Below are 22,630 nucleotides of genomic sequence, written 5' to 3' on the forward strand. Positions count from 1 at the left end.
CCATCGTCTTCACTCCCCGACTACGTGCCGGCCGACGATCTTCAACGCTGAATCTGTCGCCGGTACTCGGCGTCGTACGCTGCCTGCCGCCGGCCGTGCCACTCGGCCTGCTGCATGGCCATCACCCACTGTTGATGTTGCTGGGCCTGCGCTCGCCGCCAGACAGCAAGCCGTCGCCGGTTGATGATGAACCGCGCGACGAAAGCAATCGTCACGAGCCACGACAACGTGATGACGACGACGAGCATCTGTGTACCTGACAGCTCGTGCTGGACCATGAGTCCAGCCGTCAGCCCGATGAACAAATAGAACACGATGCCGAGACCGAGTGCCTTCAGCAGCCACACGGCCACACTGGGCCGCCGCCTCGTCGGCTGATGCGGCGGCGGGAACGGTGCGCTCATGATCGACTCCTGTCTCTTCGGCTGTCACCGTATCGGCACGCGATGACATCTGTTCCTCTCGACCTCGACTTCGTCTGGCTGAGCCCGGGCAGTCAGCCCAGGACCCACATCTTCTCCCCAGCCCGTCCCAGGCCTGGAAGCAGCGAATCGTGCGGTCCACGCGCGCCGAACGGGCCTCCCTGCGGTCGGGCTCTGCTTTCCACTCCGCTGCGCTCCGTTCGCAATCTACCACGCGGAGCGCGGAGCAAGCTATTGTTTAGGCATGCCTAAACGTTGCGTACCTTTGCTTTCGCCGGTACGCTGAGACCGAATCGTTGATGTCGGCGGGGTTCCCCGGAGGGGATCGCTGCGCTGGGCTCGGTGGCCGGAGGCCAGGGAGGCGGGGCTCATGAATGAGCAGGACCCGAACGCTTCGCGCGCGTTCCTCCGCCGGCGTCGGCGCAACGTGGTCGGTGGTCGCACCAACAAGATCGAAGTGAAAGTCACTGCCGTAGAGCAGCAGCGACTACGTGCTGCCGCCGACGACGCCGGCGTCAGTGTTCAACGACTGATGGTTGCGCGAACCTTGTCACCTGTTGCGGCCGTGCCAGTAGGACGGGAAGAGAAGGTTGCGGCCTGGCAGCAGGCTGTGGACATGCGCAACTTGATCGCTGGCATCGGCGTCAATCTCAATCAGATCGCTCGACAGGCGAACTCCGAGGCTGAGATTCCGGCAGAGTTCGCCGCGGCGTGTGCAGGTGTCGATCGCGCGCTCTCCCGGATCACCGCCGCATTCAACGAGGTCTTCAACGATCCCTCGACGAGGATCGGCGAGTGATCCCGGCGATCTCATCCGGCGCACGGATGTACGGTCTGGTCTCGTATCTCGCCGGCCCGGGTAAAGCGAACGAACATGAGAACCAGCACGTGCTCGCCGCCAGTTCCTCCGAAGTGTTCTATGCCGGAGGCGCTGGAGCTGTGCTCGATGCCGAGCACGTTCACAATCTCGCGGCGACCCTCGATGAGGCTCGAGTGGTGTTCGGCGCCGAAGTTGTGCGGCGCGACAACAGGAAGCTCGCGGCCGCCCGTGAACGTGGCCTGGGCGGGCGTGCAGCGCTGGCTGAGGCCAGCATCGATGAGAATGTGTGGCACTGTTCGCTGTCGCTACCTCCGGAAGCCGGGGCACTCGACGATGCCCAGTGGTCGAGCATCGTCCACGAGTTCATGGAAGAAATGGGCTTCGACGACCCGGATCACGCACAGGCTCGCTGGGTGGCGATCCGTCACGGGGTAACGAAGAACGGTGGCGATCACGTGCACATCGCAGCATCACGTGTGCGTGATGACGGGTCGGTCGTGCAACTGTTCCGTCCACACCCGGAACGTAGCGACCGCAAGGAAGGCGACTGGCCGCGCGCACAGCGTGTGTGCCGCGCACTCGAAGCCAAGCACGGTCTGGAAGTTCTGTCCGGTGGCCGAGACATGCCTACCCGCGGCACCGCCCATGCGCAGTCCGCGCACGCGGACAAGGCCGGCCGACCGGAGGCTCCCTCGGCCGAACTGGCTCGGCGCGTGCGGGCGGCCGCGGTCGCGTCGGAGAGCGAAGCGGAGTTTGTGCGACTGGTGCGGGCCGACGGATTGATTATCCGGCCTGCACACTATGACAAGACCGACCCGAAGGCCGTCACCGGATTCAGCGTCGGCCTGCCGGCGAGTGAGTACGCCAACCGGCACGGAAAGCCGATCATGCACGGCGGCAAGAAGCTCGGTGAAGATCTGTCATTGCCACGACTTCGTGAACGATGGATCGACGACAAGAACGCACGCGCTGATGCCAGGTCGGCGTGGGAACATGCGTCACGCAATGCTGCACCGTCTCCTCCCCCACCGCCGCGCGGTGAGCAGCCTGTCATCGCTCAGCTCGCGGCTGTCGATGACAGGCTGCGCTCGATCCTCCGACCGCTGGCTCAGTCGTCGGCGACCGAGGCCGATTATGTGCGCGCGGTCCGTGCTCACCGCGACGTGTTGATTCGTCCACGGTTCGCCCGCGGCTCCACCACCGAAGTCACCGGCTACAGTGTCGCGCTCCGGCCCAGTCTGGCCGCAGACAGCGACGGTAAGCCGGCATGGAGGTCGGCCGGATACCTCGCTGACGAACTGAAGCTCTCCTCGCTTCGGCAGAGGTGGCCCGGCGGCACCGACCATCAGAAGCTGGCCGCGGCGGCGTGGCGTCGCGCGGACGTGACGCCCGTACACGCCGCCGACTCGCGGCCGGCCGGTCCTCGCGCGGCGGCCGCGGCCGAGGCGGCCAACCGTTGGGAGAGACGCGTTAACTCGGTCTCAGATAGGACGTCGAAGTCGTGGCACACTGCCGCCGGTGACACTGCCGCCGCGGTCGGTGCGGCGGCCCGCCACATGGGCGGTGCGGACGCGCGTGATCTGAACCGGTTGGCCGATGCACTCTCCGGCGCCGCCAGCGAACGTCGCAGCACCGGAGCGGCCGGAAGCCGCGCGCAAACGCGTAGTGCTGTCGCTCGTGTCGCGGCGACGATGATCGCCGGTGCGAGCAACGGAGACGACACCACATTGCTATGGATGGCCGTGACTCGGCAGATGATCGCCGCCAGTCGCGCGATCGCAGAAGCGATGGCAGCGCAAGGACATCTGCGGCAAGCGCGGCGGATCCGTGCAGCCAGTGCGGCCGTCGATCGCCGGTTCGCTGACCGCGCGCCGTCCCCGGCGGCGAACCGGACGAGGCCGGCCGCTCGGCGGCAGGTGTCGGCAGGCCCGCCGATCGAGCGGCCTCGTCCGACACCACGGTCGAACGAGGGACGTCGAGGGTTCGAGCGATAGAGACGACCGCAACATACGAACACGACCCTGTGATCACGTGGCGATCACAGGGTCGTGTTCGGGTGATAAGGCCGGCAGTTACACCGCTACCGGGCGAGATGGCGTCTCGCCGACCGGTGGTGCCGCAGACTGCGCGCCACTCTCGAGTTTGGGCTCGGTGCGCTTGGTTCTGCGCGGGGCGCGCTTACGGCCGGCCAATGGTTCCACCATGAGTTCGTCGAGTCGCGCCTTGGGCGCTCCGCTCTTACGTGCGGCCTTGACCAATGCTGTCAACTGGTCGACCCGCTCCCTATCCGCGGATAGGAACTCCTCGCGGGCGGCGAGGATCTCGCGCGAGAGAGCCATCGCTGGCACCAGCGCCTCGCGCCGACGACGTTGGCGCTCCGCTAGCTCGGCGGCTTCCTTCGCGTCCTCGGCTTCCAGCTCGGCCACGACGTCTGCTGCTATGTCTGTCATGTTGTCCTACCTTCTATGAGATTGCTCGGGTGGCTGACCGTCCAAGGAACCACCGCATGTATCAATCTACGGATTCGTGGGTGTCAACGGCCGGAATGTCCGCGTTCGCGATCGGCACCGCGCCCGGCGGGAGGCTTGGCCTTCGGCGCCTGCTTGGCCGCGGTGACCGCGGCCCGGCGAGGGTTGGTCGGATGGTCCTTGGCGGCCAACGTCGCCGCAGTGGCCGCGCCTGTGCCAGTCGTACCCGCGGCGACCTGACCGCTGCGGGACACGTTGTCGGCCGCTGCATAGCCGTCATCGGCGTGTGCGCTCAGAGTCTCGGCTTCACGATCGGCGGCCTGGGCGCGCCCCATCAGAGAGGTCACCTCGGCGGCATCGCGGTCGATGGCGGGATCGTTCTCGCCGAGAAAGGACTCTCGGTTCTCGCGCAAAGCTTCACCTGCGGCCTCGGGCGACTCGGACAGCAGCGCGTCTGCGTCGATCCCGTACTCGCGAATGCGTTCCATCAGGTTGTCGCGCAGCCGGGCGGCAGTCGCCGAACCGTCGCCGTCGCGGTCTGCCGCACGCAGCAGATCGAGCACATCGGCCGGTGCCGCCCGATCAGCCCACTGCCGATCATGTTCGCGGTCGCCAATTCTCGAAACATCCAGCCCGTATCGGGCCTTCACCTGTGCGTCGAGTTCGGAATCACTGAGGCCACCGATCGGGCTGGGTGCCGAACCAAGCTCCGGCTCAGTGTGCCGAGCGACGCTGGACAGTGCTGGATCGTCCTGCGCTGCCTCTTGCCGCATCTGCTCTTCGGCGCTTTGGCGCAGGCGCCGCATAAGGGCTTCGATCAGTGAGGCACCGTGGCCGAGTAACTTAGCTGCGGTCCGCTCCAGAACCTGCTCGAGTTCGTCGTGGTCTTGCACTGCATGCTCCTTCTCTAGTGGGTCTAGCCGGTCGCTTACGCTCCGTCGACGCCCATCACGGCTCGGACGAAGTCGTCGTCCATACGGTCACAGGGCATAGCTGCCGTCCGGGGGTTGTGAGCGTCGGGACTGCATCCCTCGAACGGACCTTCCGGATTCGTCAACGCGTTCATGTGGGGATCGAGATGGTCGCGCCACCACACGCTCATCCCGAGGGTCGGATCAAGGCGCAGCGATTCATAGGCCCGCCACACTGCTTCGAGTCGTGACACTGCTTCGGCGTGTTCGAACCACCTCCGACACCACAGGCGACTCTTGCCGGCGAACTCCCATTTGCGGGCGTACAACAGCGACAGGTGGTCTTCCACGAACTCATAGACCGAAGAAAATTCGGGCTCCGGCTCAGCTTCGGCGGCAGCTGCGCCGCTCGGCTCGTCGTCCTCGAGTTCTTCATCGCCAAACAGGTCGTCGTCCATCTCACTGTCCCTTCGGGGCGTATTCGTTGAGCGATTGCCGAATGATCCGCGAGGTCGATTTGCCTTGACGGGGCCCCCAGATGTCGAGGTGCATGTCCTCCCACGACCCCAGCAGTCGTCCCTTGCCAACCAGTTCCTTGCCGATCGGAACACCTTCGACGGTGGTTAACGGTGCAGGTGCAACTGACGAATCGATACCGAGACTCCGCGCCTTCTTCGCTAGGTCGTCGTCCATTTCACTGTCCCTTCGGGGCGTATTCGTTGAGCGATTGCCGAATCAGGTCGGCGTATGGCTTGGCCATCCACGGCACAGTCTCAGCGACCGTGGGACGGTTACCGGCAGACAGAACGAGCGCGCGGCCGCGCGGCCATGCCTGTAGATCAGCAACGGTGAAGATCTTCTTCTCGTCGGTGCTTCGCGACGATGACTTCCCAGTGCGAGCATCAGACACGCTCAATCGCACGCGTGTGAAATCGCCGCACAGTTCGGAGAGGCTGGCCAGGTATTCCTTCTCGCGCACGTTGCCGCCGTAGACGTACACGTTCGATGAGGATTCGAGCAGCTTCATGTTGCGTTCGCCGAACACTCCGACGCCCTGCGACCAGGACTGCAGGATCGTCATGATGATGATTCCGCGGGAACCGAAGTGACTGTAGAGCTTGGGCAGATCCGGCCACCGCACGACGTTGGCGGCTTCATCGAGCGGGCACAGCATCGGGACCGGAAGCCGCCCACCCGGCGATGCGGTCGCGATCTTTTCGGCCGTGCGGGTGGCCGCCACAGTCAACGCCGCGACCAGCGGCCCCGTCGACCCGACGCCTTCCTTCGACAGGCAGTACAGTGTCTCGCCGTTGCGGATGTACGCTTCCAGGTCCAGGTGCGGGCGCTCAGTGTCACCTCGAGTGATCCATTCCTGCACGGACCGGTTGCGCAGGCACTTGGCCATCTTCACGCTGGTTCCGAAAATGCCGGCCTTCTGTTTCTCCGGCAGGCCCAAACGGGCGTTGAGCGCACGCGCGATCATCGGGTAGCCGTGCTCACGGAGAATTTCGACAGCATGATGGCAGGAATTCTCGTCGACGAGGCGTTCGTAGACCGTGGTGATCGGCTCGCCGGCCAACGCCGAAGCGAGGATCAGATTAGCCAGCAGATCTTCTCCCTCGGGGTCGAAGTAGGGATCCTTTTTGGCTTCTAGCCCGTCGTCACCGACTGAGAACAGCTGGGCCAACTCCTCGGCCTGCGTTTCGTCCTCAACGTAGGACAACGGGTTCCACCACCACCACGCTGGCTCATTGGCGACCTGCTGCGGGTCGAAGACCCACACCTGCCGGGTTGGGTTGCCGTCCTCGTCGCGGAACTCGCGGACAAGCCGAGTGTGGTCGAGATTGCCCCGCTTGTTTTCGGTGGTCAGCACAGCTCCGGGCGCCTCACAGATCGCTGGAATGATCCGCGAGGTCGATTTGCCTTGACGGGGCCCCCAGATGTCGAGGTGCATGTCCTCCCACGACCCCAGCAGTCGTCCCTTGCCAACCAGTTCCTTGCCGATCGGAACACCTTCGACGGTGGTGAACGGTGCAGGTGCAACTGACGAATCGATACCGAGACTCCGCGCCTTCTCCGCTACAGCCCGCTCGCGGATGGACGCGATCTCCTTGCCTGAACCGAGGTGCTGCTGCGCCGAGTCCACGCGAGTCCGGTGTGGCTTACGGCCGCTCCATACGTACAGACCGGTCCCTACCACCGCCCCGATGACGGCCACGATCACCACGGCCCACACCGTCGCGGCCGTCGGCCACGCGAGTTTGCCGCTCGCTACCATGATCACCGCGGCGAACGGGTTGCCGGGGATCTGCTGACCGCCGGCGAGCGTCAACGAGCCCCAGACGATCAACGCCGCCGCGACGATCACGCCAAGCCCAACGAGCATGAGCACGGTCTCACTGTTCCGCGACGGATTCTTCGTCTGTCCAGGATTAGCTACGGGCATTGCATTCCCCCATCGTTACGGAGTCCGGACAACTACTGCGCCGCACCGTCGCTGTCCTCGATCAGGTCGCCCAGCGAGACTTCTCGCCAGCCCCGGAAACCGGGAGCGCGGCACAGTTCCAAAGCCGGATTGCCGTTCGGGTCGTCGACGATATCGACAGTCACCCACACCTTGTGTTTGAGCATGTCTCGCATCAGCGCGGTGCGTGTCACGACATGGTTGGTGACCGACAACCGCAGATGCACGATGTCGAGTCCGGCGAACTCACGGGCTTTGCCCGCCAGATACACGGCCTTCCTCGCAGCGGACTCGTCTGCATGATCCTGATCTGCGACCTGATCGTTCTCGTGGAAGGTTCCGTACCAGGGGTCTTCTTCCTCTGCCCGGCACACCGCGTACGAATCGACCTCGACGTCACCGGCGCAGAAGAGGGTGATCGTCGGAGCCGTCTCGCCGGCAGCTTCCAGTTCGACCAACCGGGCTGCGAGGGTGTCCTTCCTGATCTGGTCGTAATCGATGCGCAGCTGCTTGCGGAGTTCGGTCTTGAACTTCGGAAACAGGAGCTTGGTCGCCAGGTTCTTCTCCTTGGCGAAGCTGTACAGCTCGGAGTGGCTGCCCATCGAGGCGAGGGCGTCTGCATGGTCACGTACCACGGCTGCCGCGGTATCCCAGTCCTGCGCTGTCGTGCTTGTCATGATTGTTCCTTCCATCGAGGGTTTGGTGAGGTGAAGCGAGTTCTCAGGGCCGCAGGGTGGGACGTACCGACGGCGCGAGACTGATGATCGCCAGGCCCGGTGCTCCAATGGTCAACGCGCTCACGAGCCACGTCGACCACGAGTGTTCGGAGGCGACAGCCACGACCCACACCGCCGTCAGCAGAAGCGCCGTAAGACGGAAGAACCGCAGTCCGTCGGCAACGAAAACGCTCAGCGCCAGCGCGCATGCGGCGGCGGCCGCGGCCGCCGCACCGGCGAGAACCGCCGCCGTTGCAGGGTCGGGAATGCGCGGTGCCCCTGCCCGTGCCCAGGTTTCTGCGGGCAGGTTCGTGCGCAGCGCCATCAGCAGCCAGCAAACGACCGCTGCAGTCAGCGCTCCGACGATCACAGTCGCCACGCCGCCGAAGATCATCCGACTCACCTGCACCTCCGACTCACCGCCACCATCGGTGCTGATCCTTGCTGGCCCCGGCACCCTGGCCGGTTCGGCGTTGTCGTCCATGAACGGGACCTCAACGCCGTACAGATTGCGGCCGCTGCGGTCGATGCCGTGCCGGTCGAACCCGTCCACGTCGTAGCCGTTACGGTCCCACCCGGCAGCATCGAAGCCGCGGCGGTCATAGCCGTTCGCGTCGTAGCCGTTCCGGTCATACCCGGCGGAATCCAAGCCGTGCCGGTCGTACCCGGCAGCGTCGTAGCCGTTACGGTCATAGCCGTTTCGGTCGTAGCCCCGCGCATCGAAACCCGAGGCGTCGTAGCTGTATGGGTCGTAGCCGTTTCGGTCGTAGCCGGCCGCGCTGAAGCCGCGAGTGTCGTAGTCAGTCACTGGAACACCCCATCTGTCAGTGGTTGGGAGTCGACGATCTGGATTCGCCAGACTCGCCAGCAGTTGTCCTCATCGAGAGCGAGATCGACGTCGTAGGTCATCAGCGAGTACGAGTCGACGGATCCGTCTGCGCGCTGGATCTGTTGCAGAACAGCCGCCTGACGCTTCGTCGTTCGGCTCCCCGGCTCGTCCACTGCCGGGACAACCTTCACCGTGGCGGTCACGATCGCTTTTTCCGCTCGCCACTGTGCCCACTGACGCATCGGCCGCATCTGGTCGGTCCCGGTACTACTGCGAGTAGCGGCCTGAGCCATTTCGCCGCTGAGCCACGGCAGCGCAGTTCTCATCGCGACGCCGGAATCGGCCTGCCTCGCCGGCTCCCAGCTGTAGATCCTCGACAATGCCTCCTGTACTGAATCGTCCGGAGGGGCACCCGCGACGGGGCCTTGCCCGTCCGGATGCTGATGGCCCGCATCCCCCGGTCCGTCAACGGCGTCGTCCCCGCCGCCGCATGCCGCCACCACGATGGCCAGCATCACGGCCAGGAGCAGTGCCGAGGCCCGCCTCGCTGTGGCCGTCATCGGTCCCGTCCTCCCCAGCCAGCTGCCGCGACGGCCCGCATGACCGCAATCGCCAGCACCTCGAAGGCGAGCGTGGTCGCGACAGAGATCCCGATGACCAGGCCGCCCGAGACACCGAGAACCGACAGAAGCAGAGACACCGAGTAGAACGCCATCGCACCCCAGACCAGGAGAACGCCCACGATCATCACGCCGCCCAACACCTTCTCGCGCCTGTTCATCGTGTCTCCATGCACTTGGTGCGGTCGATCACGATTCGCACGTGGTCGACCGCGTTGAGAGTGGCGTTACCTCGGTCCTCGATCGTCGTGCCGCGCTTGCTGCCCGCCGGCCAGTACGTGCGATTCCACATGACATACTCGCTGCGATCGTCGGCGCGCCCCCGACGGGCGATCTGGTCGCCTACCCCGCCCGGTGTCGCGCCGTCAGCAGGCACCAGCGCAGCGACCGAGCGTCCCTGCTCTACTCCACCTTCGGCTCCGTCGGTGACCGCGGTTGTCACCGAGAACCGCGTGTGAAGCGCCGCCGCGAGCTGCTCGGCCGCGGGACACCGCGCTGCTGCCGATTCCGTCGCCGGCGCTGAGCATGCAGTCACTGCGAGCAGCGTTCCCGCGAGCACCACCGCGGTCGTTGTCTTCTTCACGGATTCTCCTTTGACTAGACGACCGCAGCGTCCTCGACGCCCCGGTATTTCGGCTCGTTGCGGATGATGATTTCGGCGTATGGCCGGGTCTCGCTGAAGTGGCGCGGATACAACGACGGGAATCCGTGGCTCTCCTGCACCGCGCCGGGGCCAGCGTTGTAGGCACCGAGGTACAGGTCGCGAACGTCGTGGTTCGGACCCGATTTGGGGTCAACCTGCCCGCCCGCGATCCATCCGTCGATGTCCTTTGCCAGGTCGCACATGTAATGGCCCTGGGCCATGATCGCGTCGCCCAGGCTGTAGACATCGACCCGACCGTCGCCGTCGTAGTCCTTGCCGTAAGTCGCCCAGGTGTCAGGGATGAACTGTCCAGGCCCCTGAGCCTGATCGGGGCTCTGCACATGCTGCTGGAACCCGCCGGTCTCCTGGTGACCCTGACTGGCCAGGAGGGAGGCGCTGATCTGCGGGCAGATCCGGCCAGCCTTGTTGTACCAGCGCGCCCAATCCGCGGGCACTGAGCCGGCCTTGACATTCACCATTCGTCCGTTGCCACTCACATCGGACGGACATTCCTCGCTGTCCGACCCAGCACCGCCGGCACCCCTGTCTTTGATCGTTCCCAGGTCCTCGCCGTTGTAGAGCGGCGACGGCAGCAGAGTTACGTGCACGTGGTCGAAGTGATTCTGGGTCCAGTCGCCGCGGTCCTCCATGACGTTCCCGGGCCCCTGCGCGGGCTGGTAATACTGCCGCCAAATCGTGTAGTCGACGTGGAAGACGGCCTTGTTGTCCATCACGTACTTCTGGATGCGATTGCCGAGCTCAACGCCCTTCTGATCGCGGCCAGAGTTCGGGATCATGATGTCGGCGGCGCGTCCGTCAGGGTGGTCGGAGAATCCACCACCATCGGCCCGCCAGCCGCCGATCGTCTGCAGCTCAGGGAATCGCTTGGCCACCGCCCGCGCCAGGCGGACGGTGTTGGTCTGCCAGTGGGCCTCGGACCCGAATCGGGCGGCCATCGGCTTGGACACGTCCAGTTCGCCCTCGTTATCGGTCACTCCCGAGAGCGTCTGCACGTCCGATGGACCTCCCGGCGCAGCCGGCGCCGGGGACGTTGGCTTGGGCGGGGATCCAGTTGCGCCAGCGAAGGTTCCCGGCGGCGCAGGCTTCTTGTCGCGGACACCGGCCTGATGCGAGGTCACCGGCCAGGCATCCCAACCCTGACCACTCAGCGTGCTGTTCGCGACCTCCATCTGTTCCTGTGGGGTCGCTTTGTCTGCAGTCGGTGCGAACTTGTCTCCGCCGAACGCCTTCCACGTCGACGCTGAGAACTGCAGCCCGCCGTAGTAGCCGTTGCCGGTGTTGATCGCCCAGTTCCCGCCCGACTCGTGTTGGGCGACCTTGTTCCAGTCCTCGGCCGAGACGATTTGTGAGTCCTGCCCCGCCGGCGGTGCATTGGGCGCGGAAGGCCGGGCCTGGCCTGGCTCGACAGCGTCAGCCAGCCAGGGTTTCGGGTCGATGGCCTTCTGTCCCCAGCCTCCTTCCCACACCTCGAAGTGCAGATGTGCACCGCCGGGTCCCGGGGGTGAGACCTCGCCGTTGTATCCGACCTTGGCGATCTGCTGGCCGGCGGTCACCTTCTGCCCCGGCTTGACCATGAGGTCCTGCGGAAACATGTGGCCATAGACGGTGTCGACACGCTTGCCGCCGATGTTGTGGCGCAGCACTATCCACTGGCCGAAGCCGGTCGCCTCTCCCGCCTTGTCCACAACGCCGTCGTAGGCGGCATACATGGGAGTGCCGGCCTGCGAGCCCATGTCCAGACCCTGGTGCATCACGCCGTCGCGAGGTCCGAACCCGCTGGTGTACTGAAAGGTTCCCTTCTTCATCGGGATCACCTTCTGCCCGGGCGACAGTGACGAGCTGCTGCTCGACGACGAGTCCGCCGGCGCACAGTCATCCGTGTCATCGCTGCCGACGAAGGCGATCAGTGCAAGGAGCGGGATCGCCACGGCGGCGACCAGAAATAGGGACAAGGACTTCGCAGCGTCGGTCATGATCGCCTCTGCTGCTCTTTCAGCGCGGCGAGTAGACCACTGTTGGCGGTCTTCATCGCTTCGATGTCGGCGTAGAGCTTCGCGACAACCTCACTGTCCGCGCTCGTGCGGAGTTCGTCGAGCTTCCCGGACGCCCGCGCCCAGTTCTTCACCGTGTTCGTGTGGACTTCCAAGCTCATCGCGACCTTTGTGCACGCAGCGGTCAGCGACAGTCCCCGCTCGATTGCCGTCAGCACGGCCTGCACCGCTGTGTCGCGAATGTCGTCGGTGATCCAGCCGTAGTCTCGCCTGTTCATCGATGTCATGACGCCTTCTTCAGCACGCCGTCGAAGCGGGCGTTCGTGTTGTGGACACCGCCCTCGGCTTCGGCAGGGGTGAAGATCATGCGGAACGGGATTCCTGCGCGATCGTCGGTGCCGAGTTTGGCGACGAATACGCCCTGGCCGTGCGGTCTCGGACGTTCCACAGAGGTCGACCCGGACTTGCTCGCGGCAGTGAGCTGTCGCCTCATCTCAGCCAGCGCATCCTCGGATGGAGGCGGCGTCGATGCCGCCGAGGTGATCAGCGCACGCTCCTGTGCGTTGAACGCGGTCACCTGCGAGAGTCGTTCGATCTCCTCCGGGCCGACCGGCCCGATGAACTTGATCTGTGCCTTCTCCAAGAACCCGATGGCCTTCGCGGCATCGGCCTGAGATTCGAAGGCAGACAGGTCATTGACCGAGTGCGTGACCATGATCAGCGATACCGCATCGGAACGGTTCAACCGGACCAGCGCGTCGACTCGATCGACGATGCCTGCGCCCGAGCCGATCACCTGCCATAGCTCGTCGATGATCACCTGAAAGGTACGCCGCGGACCCCGCCCCGCGTCTGCTCGTACGTGCGCGGCTTCGACCGCACCGAATCCGTCTGCCCAGCAGACCAGCAGCAGTGCCGCTTTGAGCTTGCGGTCGCCCTTCGGCACGCGCGAGACGTCGATACACACGGCCGGCGACGATGGGTCGATTGGTGTCGTGGTGTGGCCGTTGAGCACCTTGCCCAGACGGCCCGAGGTCAGGGCTCGCAGCGATCGGCACAGCTCTGCCGCCGAAGCTCGGTATTCCTCGGCTGTGCGGGCAGCGGTGTCCTCCCAGAGTTCGGCGTTACCGTCACGGATCAACCGGTACAAGTCCTCCAGGATCGGCGGCCGCTGGCCGGTGAATCCCTGACCGCCGTCGTGAATGGGGCGGTAGAGCTGTTCCAGCGCAGACCCGAGCAGTGTTTCCTCGAAGTCTCGGATCGCAGTGCCTCGGTTAATCTCAACCAGGCCCGCCACAGTGGAGACTTGTCGTGAGCGCAGATCTTCCTCAACCCGGCGGGTCATGTCGGCGATGGACTGCGGCGACCACGGCGTCGAATCCCTGATTTCTGCGAGCACGGTGCCGAGAGCGCCAACATCGAGCGGGTTGATCGTCTGGTCGCCGTATCCGCCAGTGATGATCTGACCGTCAACCATCTTGGTCAGCTCTGCGAAGTCAGGCTTCACGTCACCGAGGAATAGTGAGGTGTGGCCTTGGGCGATGTTTCCCAGTGCCATGCGGCGAACCAGAGACGACTTACCGAAACCGTTCAACGCGAGCACGAACGCGATCGGGGCAGTGATCAGACCAGAGAGGAACCACGTCAGCGGGTCACAGCCGAAGTCCTGCCCTGTATACAGGTGACTGCCCAAAGGTGTGCCGAGCATCGGGCTCGTCGCCCCGACCGAGAACGGCCAGAATCCTCCGGCGACCTGGCTGGTCGTGGCGCGCCACTCAGGAAGTCGAGGGACGACGTTCGTGCGACCACCGCCCGGCCCGGAGCTTCCGCGCGGTCCGGGCTCCCCGGCGTCGATGTCCCAGCCGCCCATCTCGCAGATCCTGCTGATCGCGCGTTTGCGGCATCGTTCCTCGGTAGCCAGGCGGCGGCGTGCCAGCCGGCCTCGCCACCCCGTGGCAGCTGCCTCGGCGCGCAGCTGCTCGTAGGCGCGCGCTGTGCGCAGTCGCACGCCCGCGACCCTGACTGTTGCGGGAACGTCGGTCTCGGCGATCTCGACCTGTGTGGGTGTGTCACTCTGAGGTGCCGCGTGCCGCGGAATTGTCATCGTCATGCCGTCACCCGCCTGTTCACGCTGGCGTACTCCGGCAACAGAACCCCGAGTCCGAGCGCCCCGGCGAAGGTCGCGTCCTGTCCGCCCCAGCAGCGCTGCACAGTGAGTCGGGACGCCGATGCCAGGCCTTCCAGTTCCGCAGCCAATGTCGGCATCTCCGCTGACGCCTCGGCGGTGAGCGTGATCAGAACACCGAAGCGGGTCACGCCAGCACCGCGCGCCTGTTCCTGCCGAGCGGCCATCGTGTTGTCCACTCGCAGGGACGCCGCTGCCGACCCGACGCCCTTCTTCGACTGTTCGGCGGCCAGCGCGTTCTTGAAGTCGTCGTCGACCATCTTCACCGCATCGGCAACACCGTGGATGCGGTAGATGATCGCCACCCTCTTGCGCCCGAGGTCGGCTCGGGGCGCCAGCAGTGGGAGCAGCGTGTCATGTGCGACAGTGCCTGCCGGCGCGGCTTCCATCTCCCACGTCACCGACTGAAATCCGTTGTGCACGAACCGGCCCCACTCAGCCTTGCAGCCGGCCGGTCCGATCTGGTCCCACTGCAACTGGTCGAGGGAGCCCGAACCGGCCATCGTTTCCAACTCCGCCGCGAGCTCCGGCCGGTAGGCGCGAGCGGCGACCATGCTCAGGTCTCCAGCGGTCAGCGGTCGTGCCGAGAGCCCGGCGGCCACGGCCTGATTGATGATTGTCGACAGGAGTCGGCCGATGGCCGCTCCCTGGTCGGCGACCTCGGCCGAGTCCGCAGTTCGTTGCTGCGTGAACGTCAGCTGAATGCGGACCTCGTTGCGGACCTTCGCTGAGGCCCGGTGCGTCACGGTTTCGACCATCACGCGCTGTGCGAACGCCGGCGCGTCGCGGTCGACAAGGCGCCGTACCTCGGCGTCGACACGGTGCCCGTTGTCAGGGACGGTCTCGACAATCACTGCCGCTCCGGCCATTCCCTTGATGGTGCCCAGATGCGACAGAAACCGGTCCCAGCCGCGGACCCAGTCGTTGATCTGATGCTGTTCCACGCGTTCTTGGCCCTGCGGCTGACCGGAGAGCACCACGGTGAAGTGGTTCTTCGCTCGCGAGTGAATCAGCCCGAATCGGCCCCCGCGACCGAGTTCGTATTCGTACAGCCGGGTATCGCCCTGTATCCCGGGCATGCGCGCAGATCCAGGGACTACGCCGAATACGCCGCCTCGGTACACGTTCTCGCCGCGGCGAGCGCCTTTCCAGAATTGAAGTCGCATGGCAATCAGTTCCAATCCCGACCGTCCGTGCCGCCGGTACGCCAGCGGCACAAACACGGCCGTGCCAATGAGGAAGAAGATGAGGATGAGAATCAGCGAGTGCGTGAACATGTAGAACAGCACTGTCACGACGATCCACGCGCCGGCGAATATCGTTTCGCCCCAGGTCCGGCCGAACAGACCGCTCGTGCGTGGTTGTTCCCATCGGCCGTAGAGAATCACTTGGTTGGTAGAGGTCATCGGAGGTTGTCTCCCATTCCTGCGTCCTGGCCAGGTTCGGATTCGAAGAAGGATTCGGAAGCCAGCGCGAGTGCACTGCCGGCCATCGCGAGCTGTTTGCCGGTGCCACCACTGAGACCTGAGCCGTCGCCGCCGCTGCTGCTGCTGTCTGGCGCCGGAGGCACGAGAGCTGATCCGCCGCCGGTCCCGCCGCCCGGCTGGGAGCCTCTTCCTCCTCCCCCGCTGTCGCCGGAGGGACCACCACCGCCCGACGGACCCATCCCGGTCCCGCCAGAGAGTCCCCCTCCGCCCGACGGGCCGCCGCCTCCGCCGGCGCCGGCGATCGATGCGGTCGAGGTGGCACCTCCTCCCGCAGCCGCGCCGGCTGACGAGCCACCACTGGCGAGCATCGTGCTGCCCGCGACCGCCGCACCCATCAAAGCCCCGACGGCGGCCGCGCCTGAGCCCCCAGACATCGCGGCTCCGCCGGAGACGAGCTTCATCAGGATCGGGAGGACTGCTGCGGACAGCGACAGCAAAATCATCCCCATGATGATCTGCTGGGAGTCTTTCGAATCGCTGCCGGCCATCCAGAAGGCGACCCAGTACACCGCCGCCGCGACGGGCTTCCACAGAAGGAGCGCGACGGTCCACATCATGACTTTCGAGAACGCCTGTTTGCCGGTGTTCGTCCCGCCGAACGCGCCGATTACCGGCACCAGCGACACGACAACGGCGAGCATCGCCTGCCGAGCCACCAGGAGTATGCCCTGCAGCAGAGCACCGAGGATCCCGATCACGGCCAGAACGAAGACCAACCCTGCTGACTGCATCGTTACCAACGAGGTTTTCATCAGGTTCGTCACCATCGACCCGGCGTTCTGACCGTTCGTGGCCTGGTTCAGCATCCACTTAGACAGCTCGTCGCTCGCTACCGTGAGTGAAAGCAGCACTGCACCGAATGTCCACGCGCCGAATACCGCCTTGGCCATCGACTTCACGGATTCTTCGGCCTCGGTGACCGCGGCCTGTCGTCTGGCGAGAACCAGCCGGAACCCGATCACGACCAGCGACAACACCAGACCGAAGAACTGCAGTCCGATGGTTGCGGATTGGATCTTCTGGACTATCGAGTAGTCCTGATACTTCGGGGTGGGGATCTTGATGAACCAGGTCATCGACATTTGCAGCATCCGGCCGAAGCCCTGCCACATCGACTCGGCCGCACCTTTGAACGCTCCCTTGGCGGCGTCCTTGGTGGCTTTCTTGGCCTTGCAGATGAAGTTGATCGCTCCGCAGCTGTCATCAGTGGCGCTAACAGCACCAGCTGTGTACTTAGTCATCAGCACTGCTAGTTGAGCGGTCAGCTCCTTCTTCTTCTCCTCATCCTTCTCCGTCGCGATCTGGGCCTTGAGGTCTTCGATCTGGTTCTGGAGGTCTGCCCGGGAGGGGGTCTCGTCATCTGCGCGCGCCTGGGCGCTGACCGCGTCCATGCCCAGCGCCTCTGACGAGACTGCGGGGCCAGCGGTTGTCAGGAACACCGCAGCGATGAGCGCCAGCACCACCGTCACCACGGTGCGGCGGCGTGACCGCGTCAGCGCACCCATGTGGCCCACTCCCCTCCGTCGAGGGAACCCATCGAGCCCTCCTTCTCGTCACGGGTGAGAAGAGACGGTTTGTATTTCAGGTGCCACTCACCGTCGACCCACACCGTGGAGAGGGACTGCCAGTAATAGACCGACTGCACGTCGCTCTCGTCGTCGGGGTTGACCTGCTCGTGAGGCCCGTATGCGATGTCGATCGTCGCTGCATCATTTGTCCAGTTCCCTGCTCGAATCCGGAAGGCGGCTGGCACGAGCGCTCTGTTCGCGGCGATGTCGCCGATCTCGGGATCATCGACCGTGATCGACAGAATGTCGCCGTCACGCCGCAGCGCCTGCTTATCCGACTCGGTGGCACCCTCAAGACGCTGATCGATGACCGCGTAGCGGTCGGCTTTGGTGCCGAATCGAATCCGAGAGACGATCTGCAACGCAGCGATAGTCGCTCCCTGCGGGGTGCGGCTCATTCCTCGAGGAACTCCGTCGGCGCTGATGGCGGCCGGACCGTCTGACCGGCTGAAGGGTGCAGGACTGCCGTACACGCGTTGCCACTCCAAACCCTTCGGCCGAGCGAGAGGGTTCGAATCAGATGTTGACGAGGGCTGCTCGGACTGAGGCAGTGCGACGCCGCGGCGCTCCGCCGGCACGACAACCGGACGCCCGAGGTCGTCAACGTCGCCTGACTCCGACTGTGAACTCTCCGAAGGCAGCGGCAGCCGCTCGGCTTCGGACGGCGTGGAGCTGGCGGGCCGATCGCCGGCGTCATCATTAGGAATGAACGCCAATGTCAGAATCACTACGGTCACCACCGTCGTCGCGGCAGCGATCCACACCCACGGCCGTTTCAGAAGCGGCTGGCGCTCCTCCTTGAGGTCCATCACTGGGGCTCCTCGAACAGGAGCGCCGTCGAAGGCACCGCCGAGACCGCCCGGACGACCGGCTTATCGCCCGACGCCAGCGCCAACCGCCAATCACCGGCCACCCACTGCGTAGCCGCGGTGTTCTCGGTGTAGGACCCGTCGCTGAGACGACTGTAGATCTTCACTGTCACCCGGTCCGGACTGCTGTCCGTGATCGAATATGCCTCCACCTTCGGTGCCTGGCCGGCTTTGACGGGAGCGGTGATCGACACCTGAGCTCGATCGACCGCCCACGCATCACGTTCGGTTCCGGGAGCAATGAGCTTCTGCCCGACCGTCGGCCACTGTGTGTCGTCGGCGACCGACATACGGATCGTCGCCGAAACCGCGGCCAGGACCGCCCCGGCCGGCGACCGGTCATAGCCTGTCGGCGCGACGGGGTCCGCATGCTGCGGCCCCTGCTCGCCGGTCGGGATCTGCATACCCTGAAACGATGTCCAGCCCAGGTCTGAGACAACCGTGGCAGGTGCCGCCGTGCTGGTGTCACCTCCACATGCCGTGACCAGAGCGGACACCGCAGACAGGGTTAAGACAACTGCAGCAGCGCTGCGCCGATACCGGAGGCTGAACTGGCGACGATCAGACCGACGAACACCCACGTCGGAGTATCCGGCGGCTGTGTGTCGCCCGGCTGGTGCCGGTGATAGCTCATTTCGCCGCCGATCCACATCAGACGACCAACCGCGGCAGCCATCACCATCCACAGGGCGTAACCGAGAACCTTTTCGAGCGGGTCTGTCACCTCCGGCGGCATGCCGCCCCATGCTGACAACATCGTGTGCTTCTCCCATCGTCGCCCGCTTTCAGACCAGTGCGCCGACGAGGCCACCAGCGATACCGATGACCACACAGCCGATCAGAGCTTTGGTGGCTCGCTCGGCCGACTCCGAGTCGGCAGTGCCCTGGCGCTTCTCGAAGCCGAACTTGCCGCCGATGATCACCAGCGCCGCGACAGCGCCGATCATCGCCAGCCAGCCGACCCACGACAGCAGCAGCAGGAACTTCGACGATCCGGGCGGGGCCTGCGGGTTGACGTTGATGGTGTCTGCCAGGTTGAGGACGGTTGCGGTAATCATGCGTTTTCCTTCTGTGTCAGCGCCGACCGAACGTCGGCGAAGTAGGTGACGATGTCGAGGCCCGTCTGAGCGATGGCGCCGGGAACGGTTGCCAGGTCCGTGCCTGACCTGCGGGTGATCTGAACCGGATCGCCGGGAGTCCACATCGGCAGGTCGGCCGGCAGTGCGGAGATGAGTTCGTCGACCCAGCCGACCTGCCACCACGCGGGGACCAGCTCGGCGACGGTCGCGGCGTAGCGCCGTACGTCCTTCGGCGTCTTGCCGGGTCGTGCGGCCACCGTCACCAGACCGTGCACCTGCACCCCCGCCGGGGCCTGACCGGCATCGGCTTGCCTCAGCACCTCTGCCGCGGCGGCGATACCGGCCATGTGTTCGCGGGCCACGACGATCACATGTTGAGTGGTCGATGGGTCGCCCGGCCACTGGCCATCTGAATCCGCCGCCGGTGCCCACATCGCGGCCAGCGTTCCCGCGCCACTGCCACCGTGCGCGCCCATCAGTGCGAAGAGAGGTGGGAACTGGCGGGACACCGGCAGCGGCGTACGCCGTACGTCCCGGACGATCATTGCGCCACCGCCAGACGCCGTGGGGTCGCGTGTAGTGCGATCTGTTCGACCGCCGCTGCGGTGGCCGGCGCGAGCTGATCCCGATCCTCCGAGGACAGGGACAGTCCCGTGCCGAGGGTCGGGTCATAGTCCACCCCGACGCAGTCACGCGCAGCGACATGGAGAACATCGAGCAGCTGCTCCCGCACCACGTTCTCCCGAATCCCAGGTACTGCGGCGTTCAGGACGACCACTGCTGAGGCGAGAACGCCCCGGTCCTCCCACACCGAGAGAACCCCTCGGGCCCGGTTGATCAGATCGGGACGGATACCGATCACCAAGACAGGAACAACGCCTTCTGCGATAAGCGCCTGAACGCCCCGGATCTGCCCGACCGCAGTCGTTCCCGCATCGATCATGGGGACCAGCCCCTCGTTCTGCGCCTCTGCCAAGACCTGTGCCAGGTCCCCTATCCGGCTCGGTCGCCACAAGAACACGCCGTCGGGACGCTGCACGGTCGAGGTCGACACACCACCGAGGCGGCCCAGCATGTCACCGTCAGCGGGGGCCGCGTCAACCCATCCCGCAGGTACCGTCCGATCGGCCCAATACCCGGCTACCAGCGCCGACACCGTGGAAGCGCCTGCGCCACCAGCAGCATTGAAGAACGCCATCGGCATCGCCTCTCGGTGTCCTTCTTCGGGCTGGGGTTCAGAAATCTCGCGCATCCATTCGCTACCGGTCATGGCTGTCCACCTCCCCTTCTCTCGTCGAAGTCACCCGATCAGCGCGCATGCCGAGCGGTCTGCTTGCTCTTTGCGACCGTGGGCTCCTGCGGCCACTGCACGTTGAGGCCAGGCACGGCCTTGGACAGCTCCTCAGATGCGGCCCGCACCCCGTCATTGATCGCCCGCGACGCACCCGGCGCGACCGACTCGATGGCCCGGGTCGGAATCTGCGCCTGCTCGGCGCTCCACCCGGTCCGCGTCGCGCCCACCGTGAGATTCACATCGCCGCGGTTGTTCACGACGTAGTCCACGGCAGGCAGGCCGGCCTTCTGCGCCACGGGCGCAGGCACGTGAACCTCATACTGATTCGCATTCGGGTCAACGATCCGGACAGCCTCGGGCTCACGGTGCTTTCCCGGTCCCTGCTGCTCCCACGGCAGCTTCGGCTTCTTCGGGTCCGCACCCGGATCGCCGGCTCCGAGCCAATAGCCCAGAGCACCACCGGCCACAGCCGAGGCCGCCGCTGCGGCAGTGCCCACCACAACACCTGCACCGACGGCTACGCCGGCACCGCCCAGCGCACCCAGACCTGCGCCACCGGCGATGCTCACGGGGTTTCCACCGCCGACGACTGCGCCCGCGCCTGCACCGATCAGCGCACCGATCGGGACAGTCACCAGACCAACGGTGACTGTTGTGGCCAGGAACGCGGCAGTGCCGCCTGCCGCTCCTGCGGCAGCGCCACCCAGCACCGCGGCCGCGGCCTTACGGCTGGCCTCGTCCTTGGGTACGCCCATAGAAATCAGACCTCGGGCGATTTCGGCCTCAGCGTATGCCGACCAGTCATTCGTGGAGACGACCGCCCGGTCGCGATCCCGCTTGGACATGCCCGGCGGGAACGGCACGTCTTTGACCGGCATGACCATGTTCCCGATGCGGACGTGATCGGGGGGAGCGACCTTGCGGGGAACCGGTGGCACCCAGCGAGGTTCGTGCAGCGGCGCCGACGGGACGGGGTTGTAGTCGTCGTTGTATGACGGCGCAGTAGGCACCGTCTCGACCGGCCCGGGAGGCGGACCCGGGACCAGTCCAGGCGTAGACGGCGCGGGCTCCACCGGTACCGGTGCTGAGGGTGTCGTGCCGCCCTGCTCCGGCGGTGCTGAGGGTGTCGTGCCGCCCTGCTCCGGCGGTGCTGAGGGTGTCGTGCCGCCCTGCTCCGGCGGTGCTGACGGTGTCGTGCCGCCCTGCTCCGGTGCAGCGTGCGCGGTCGCTCCAAGCAGCAGCGACATACTCACCGCGACTGCCACCGCCGAGCCAGCCCGGTGCCGAGTAGTGGTGTTGAGATTCATCAGGGGTCCCTTCGGGGGTTGGTTGAGATAGAGGAAGAACGAGGCAGTCCAAGAACGGGCAGGTCAGGTCACGGCAGCCCCTCGTCCTTCTTGATCGACTCGATCCACCACCGGCCATTCGCCGGGGCAGTCTGTACGAGCTGCTTGATCGGATACGGCTGCTCTCCGGGAGGAGTCACCATCAGTCGCACCGCGTACAGTCCCTGGCCGCGGTCGATCATCGTCAGGCAGTGCGTGGTGCCCGCTGGCACCTGGTCGATAGCGGTCTGCAACTTCGGTTCGTCGGCCACAGCCCCGGCTGCGGTCACGGACTTGGCCTCACGGGCAGACCTGGTGACGTAGTAAGCGTGGTTCCACGCCTGGATCGCTCCAGCGCCGGATCGCTGGTCGCCGACACCGTCTCCGTAGGTGGTGTTTCCCTCCACCCGCTCCGGGCACGGATCGGGCGCGGCCGCCGCGGCGCTCTCCTGCGCGGACGAAACGCCATCACCGGGCTCCGCCGCCGGACTGTCGTCGCCACCGATGCTGGCCAGGGACATACTGACACCTACGACGATCACCGCCAGCACTGTGAAGAACGCGCTCAGGATCACCACCTGCCGGCGCGGGCGCCGGGGCTCGCGCCGTGGCGTCGGGACCACCACCGACGACGCGTTACGGTCCATATCGGGGATCTCGGGCTGCTCATGCTCATTGGAGATCAGCTCCACGGTCTCCGCGACCTCGGGGTTCAGCAACGTCAGCCATGACCACTGCGAGACTTCCGCGCTGTCGATCTCAGCTACCCCCCACACAGCACGGACGTCGGCCGCCAGGGCGCACGCTGGCAGCTCATCGTCGGCCGGCAGCGCCGGAAGTGTCGGCAATTTGTTGTCGGACAACAAAAATCGCTCCTTAAAAAGGGGGCTGGCTGCGCGTTTACCGGGCAGCCAGCCC

26 protein-coding genes are annotated in these 22,630 nt (G+C 65.5%); 2 read left to right on the forward strand and 24 right to left on the reverse strand.

All coding sequences use genetic code 11. The annotated features are described in order from the left end of the window. Window positions 1-41: 41 nt before the first annotated feature. The gene (locus tag GSI01S_RS16395) at window positions 42-404 is read right to left on the reverse strand and encodes a hypothetical protein (protein WP_006897733.1); all 363 of its coding nucleotides are present in this window, start codon (window positions 402-404) and stop codon (window positions 42-44) included. Between the two features lie 388 nt (window positions 405-792). On the opposite strand from GSI01S_RS16395, the gene mobC reads away from it, so the two are divergent. Together mobC and GSI01S_RS16405 are read left to right on the forward strand one after the other, a co-directional pair. Beyond that, window positions 793-1,221, forward strand: coding sequence for a plasmid mobilization relaxosome protein MobC (gene mobC, locus GSI01S_RS16400; RefSeq protein ID WP_006897734.1), 429 nt, complete (start codon window positions 793-795; stop codon window positions 1,219-1,221). Further along, window positions 1,218-3,236 carry a relaxase/mobilization nuclease domain-containing protein gene (locus tag GSI01S_RS16405; protein ID WP_006897735.1) on the forward strand — a complete coding sequence of 673 codons (2,019 nt, stop codon included), beginning with the start codon at window positions 1,218-1,220 and terminating at the stop codon, window positions 3,234-3,236. The genes mobC and GSI01S_RS16405 overlap by 4 nt, the downstream gene beginning before the upstream one ends. A gap of 78 nt (window positions 3,237-3,314) precedes the next feature. Here GSI01S_RS16405 and GSI01S_RS16410 read toward each other — a convergent pair whose 3' ends face one another. From GSI01S_RS16410 to GSI01S_RS16525, 23 genes are all read right to left on the reverse strand, one after another. After that, complete coding sequence (locus GSI01S_RS16410; RefSeq protein ID WP_006897736.1) at window positions 3,315-3,692, reverse strand: hypothetical protein; 378 nt, start codon at window positions 3,690-3,692, stop codon at window positions 3,315-3,317. 83 nt (window positions 3,693-3,775) lie between these two features. After that, complete coding sequence (locus GSI01S_RS20210) at window positions 3,776-4,603, reverse strand: hypothetical protein (RefSeq protein ID WP_006897737.1); 828 nt, start codon at window positions 4,601-4,603, stop codon at window positions 3,776-3,778. 35 nt (window positions 4,604-4,638) lie between these two features. Then, window positions 4,639-5,079, reverse strand: a complete 441-nt coding sequence (locus tag GSI01S_RS16425; protein ID WP_006897738.1) for a DUF4913 domain-containing protein — start codon at window positions 5,077-5,079, stop codon at window positions 4,639-4,641. Between the two features lies 1 nt (window position 5,080). Then, window positions 5,081-5,314, reverse strand: a complete 234-nt coding sequence (locus GSI01S_RS16430) for a hypothetical protein (RefSeq protein ID WP_006897739.1) — start codon at window positions 5,312-5,314, stop codon at window positions 5,081-5,083. 1 nt (window position 5,315) lies between these two features. Continuing rightward, on the reverse strand, window positions 5,316-7,007 hold the full coding sequence (locus GSI01S_RS16435) for a type IV secretory system conjugative DNA transfer family protein (RefSeq protein ID WP_233500223.1): 1,692 nt from the start codon (window positions 7,005-7,007) through the stop codon (window positions 5,316-5,318). Window positions 7,008-7,099: 92 nt separating this feature from the next. Then, the gene (locus GSI01S_RS16440) at window positions 7,100-7,762 is read right to left on the reverse strand and encodes a hypothetical protein (RefSeq protein WP_006897741.1); all 663 of its coding nucleotides are present in this window, start codon (window positions 7,760-7,762) and stop codon (window positions 7,100-7,102) included. Window positions 7,763-7,805: 43 nt separating this feature from the next. After that, window positions 7,806-8,609: a hypothetical protein gene (locus GSI01S_RS19610; protein WP_006897742.1), complete on the reverse strand. Its 804-nt coding sequence runs from the start codon at window positions 8,607-8,609 to the stop codon at window positions 7,806-7,808. After that, complete coding sequence (locus GSI01S_RS16450; protein WP_006897743.1) at window positions 8,606-9,190, reverse strand: hypothetical protein; 585 nt, start codon at window positions 9,188-9,190, stop codon at window positions 8,606-8,608. Before GSI01S_RS16450 ends, GSI01S_RS19610 begins: the two co-directional genes overlap by 4 nt. Beyond that, entirely contained in the window at window positions 9,187-9,411 is a 225-nt protein-coding gene (locus tag GSI01S_RS16455) for a hypothetical protein (protein ID WP_006897744.1), read from the reverse strand. The genes GSI01S_RS16450 and GSI01S_RS16455 overlap by 4 nt, the downstream gene beginning before the upstream one ends. Then, complete coding sequence (locus GSI01S_RS16460) at window positions 9,408-9,833, reverse strand: hypothetical protein (protein ID WP_006897745.1); 426 nt, start codon at window positions 9,831-9,833, stop codon at window positions 9,408-9,410. The genes GSI01S_RS16455 and GSI01S_RS16460 overlap by 4 nt, the downstream gene beginning before the upstream one ends. Window positions 9,834-9,847: 14 nt before the next feature. Beyond that, entirely contained in the window at window positions 9,848-11,887 is a 2,040-nt protein-coding gene (locus tag GSI01S_RS20645) for a transglycosylase family protein (RefSeq protein ID WP_006897746.1), read from the reverse strand. Further along, window positions 11,884-12,183 (reverse strand): hypothetical protein, encoded by a 300-nt coding sequence (locus tag GSI01S_RS16470; protein ID WP_157225333.1) that lies wholly within the window; start codon window positions 12,181-12,183, stop codon window positions 11,884-11,886. Before GSI01S_RS16470 ends, GSI01S_RS20645 begins: the two co-directional genes overlap by 4 nt. Window positions 12,184-12,188: 5 nt before the next feature. After that, window positions 12,189-14,015, reverse strand: a complete 1,827-nt coding sequence (locus GSI01S_RS16475; RefSeq protein ID WP_006897748.1) for a putative type IV secretion/conjugal transfer ATPase — start codon at window positions 14,013-14,015, stop codon at window positions 12,189-12,191. Continuing rightward, the gene (locus GSI01S_RS16480) at window positions 14,012-15,496 is read right to left on the reverse strand and encodes an SCO6880 family protein (protein WP_006897749.1); all 1,485 of its coding nucleotides are present in this window, start codon (window positions 15,494-15,496) and stop codon (window positions 14,012-14,014) included. Before GSI01S_RS16480 ends, GSI01S_RS16475 begins: the two co-directional genes overlap by 4 nt. Continuing rightward, a complete protein-coding gene (locus GSI01S_RS16485; RefSeq protein ID WP_006897750.1) occupies window positions 15,493-17,082 on the reverse strand; it encodes a hypothetical protein in 1,590 nt (529 codons plus the stop codon). Before GSI01S_RS16485 ends, GSI01S_RS16480 begins: the two co-directional genes overlap by 4 nt. Beyond that, entirely contained in the window at window positions 17,070-17,954 is an 885-nt protein-coding gene (locus GSI01S_RS16490) for a DUF8175 domain-containg protein (RefSeq protein WP_006897751.1), read from the reverse strand. Before GSI01S_RS16490 ends, GSI01S_RS16485 begins: the two co-directional genes overlap by 13 nt. Next, window positions 17,954-18,595, reverse strand: a complete 642-nt coding sequence (locus GSI01S_RS16495) for a DUF8175 domain-containg protein (RefSeq protein ID WP_479724241.1) — start codon at window positions 18,593-18,595, stop codon at window positions 17,954-17,956. Before GSI01S_RS16495 ends, GSI01S_RS16490 begins: the two co-directional genes overlap by 1 nt. Further along, a complete protein-coding gene (locus tag GSI01S_RS16500; RefSeq protein ID WP_233500211.1) occupies window positions 18,523-18,750 on the reverse strand; it encodes a hypothetical protein in 228 nt (75 codons plus the stop codon). Before GSI01S_RS16500 ends, GSI01S_RS16495 begins: the two co-directional genes overlap by 73 nt. Before the next feature lie 49 nt (window positions 18,751-18,799). Further along, a complete protein-coding gene (locus GSI01S_RS16505; RefSeq protein WP_006897754.1) occupies window positions 18,800-19,072 on the reverse strand; it encodes a hypothetical protein in 273 nt (90 codons plus the stop codon). Continuing rightward, a complete protein-coding gene (locus tag GSI01S_RS16510; RefSeq protein WP_006897755.1) occupies window positions 19,069-19,638 on the reverse strand; it encodes a DUF6668 family protein in 570 nt (189 codons plus the stop codon). The genes GSI01S_RS16505 and GSI01S_RS16510 overlap by 4 nt, the downstream gene beginning before the upstream one ends. Continuing rightward, entirely contained in the window at window positions 19,635-20,363 is a 729-nt protein-coding gene (locus GSI01S_RS16515; RefSeq protein ID WP_006897756.1) for a hypothetical protein, read from the reverse strand. The genes GSI01S_RS16510 and GSI01S_RS16515 overlap by 4 nt, the downstream gene beginning before the upstream one ends. A gap of 38 nt (window positions 20,364-20,401) precedes the next feature. After that, entirely contained in the window at window positions 20,402-21,265 is an 864-nt protein-coding gene (locus GSI01S_RS16520; RefSeq protein WP_233500210.1) for a hypothetical protein, read from the reverse strand. Between the two features lie 497 nt (window positions 21,266-21,762). After that, window positions 21,763-22,575, reverse strand: coding sequence for a DUF8176 domain-containing protein (locus GSI01S_RS16525; protein WP_006897758.1), 813 nt, complete (start codon window positions 22,573-22,575; stop codon window positions 21,763-21,765). Between the last annotated feature and the right edge of the window lie 55 nt (window positions 22,576-22,630).

It is taken from the genome of Gordonia sihwensis NBRC 108236 (assembly GCF_000333035.1).
GTDB lineage: Bacteria > Actinomycetota > Actinomycetes > Mycobacteriales > Mycobacteriaceae > Gordonia > Gordonia sihwensis.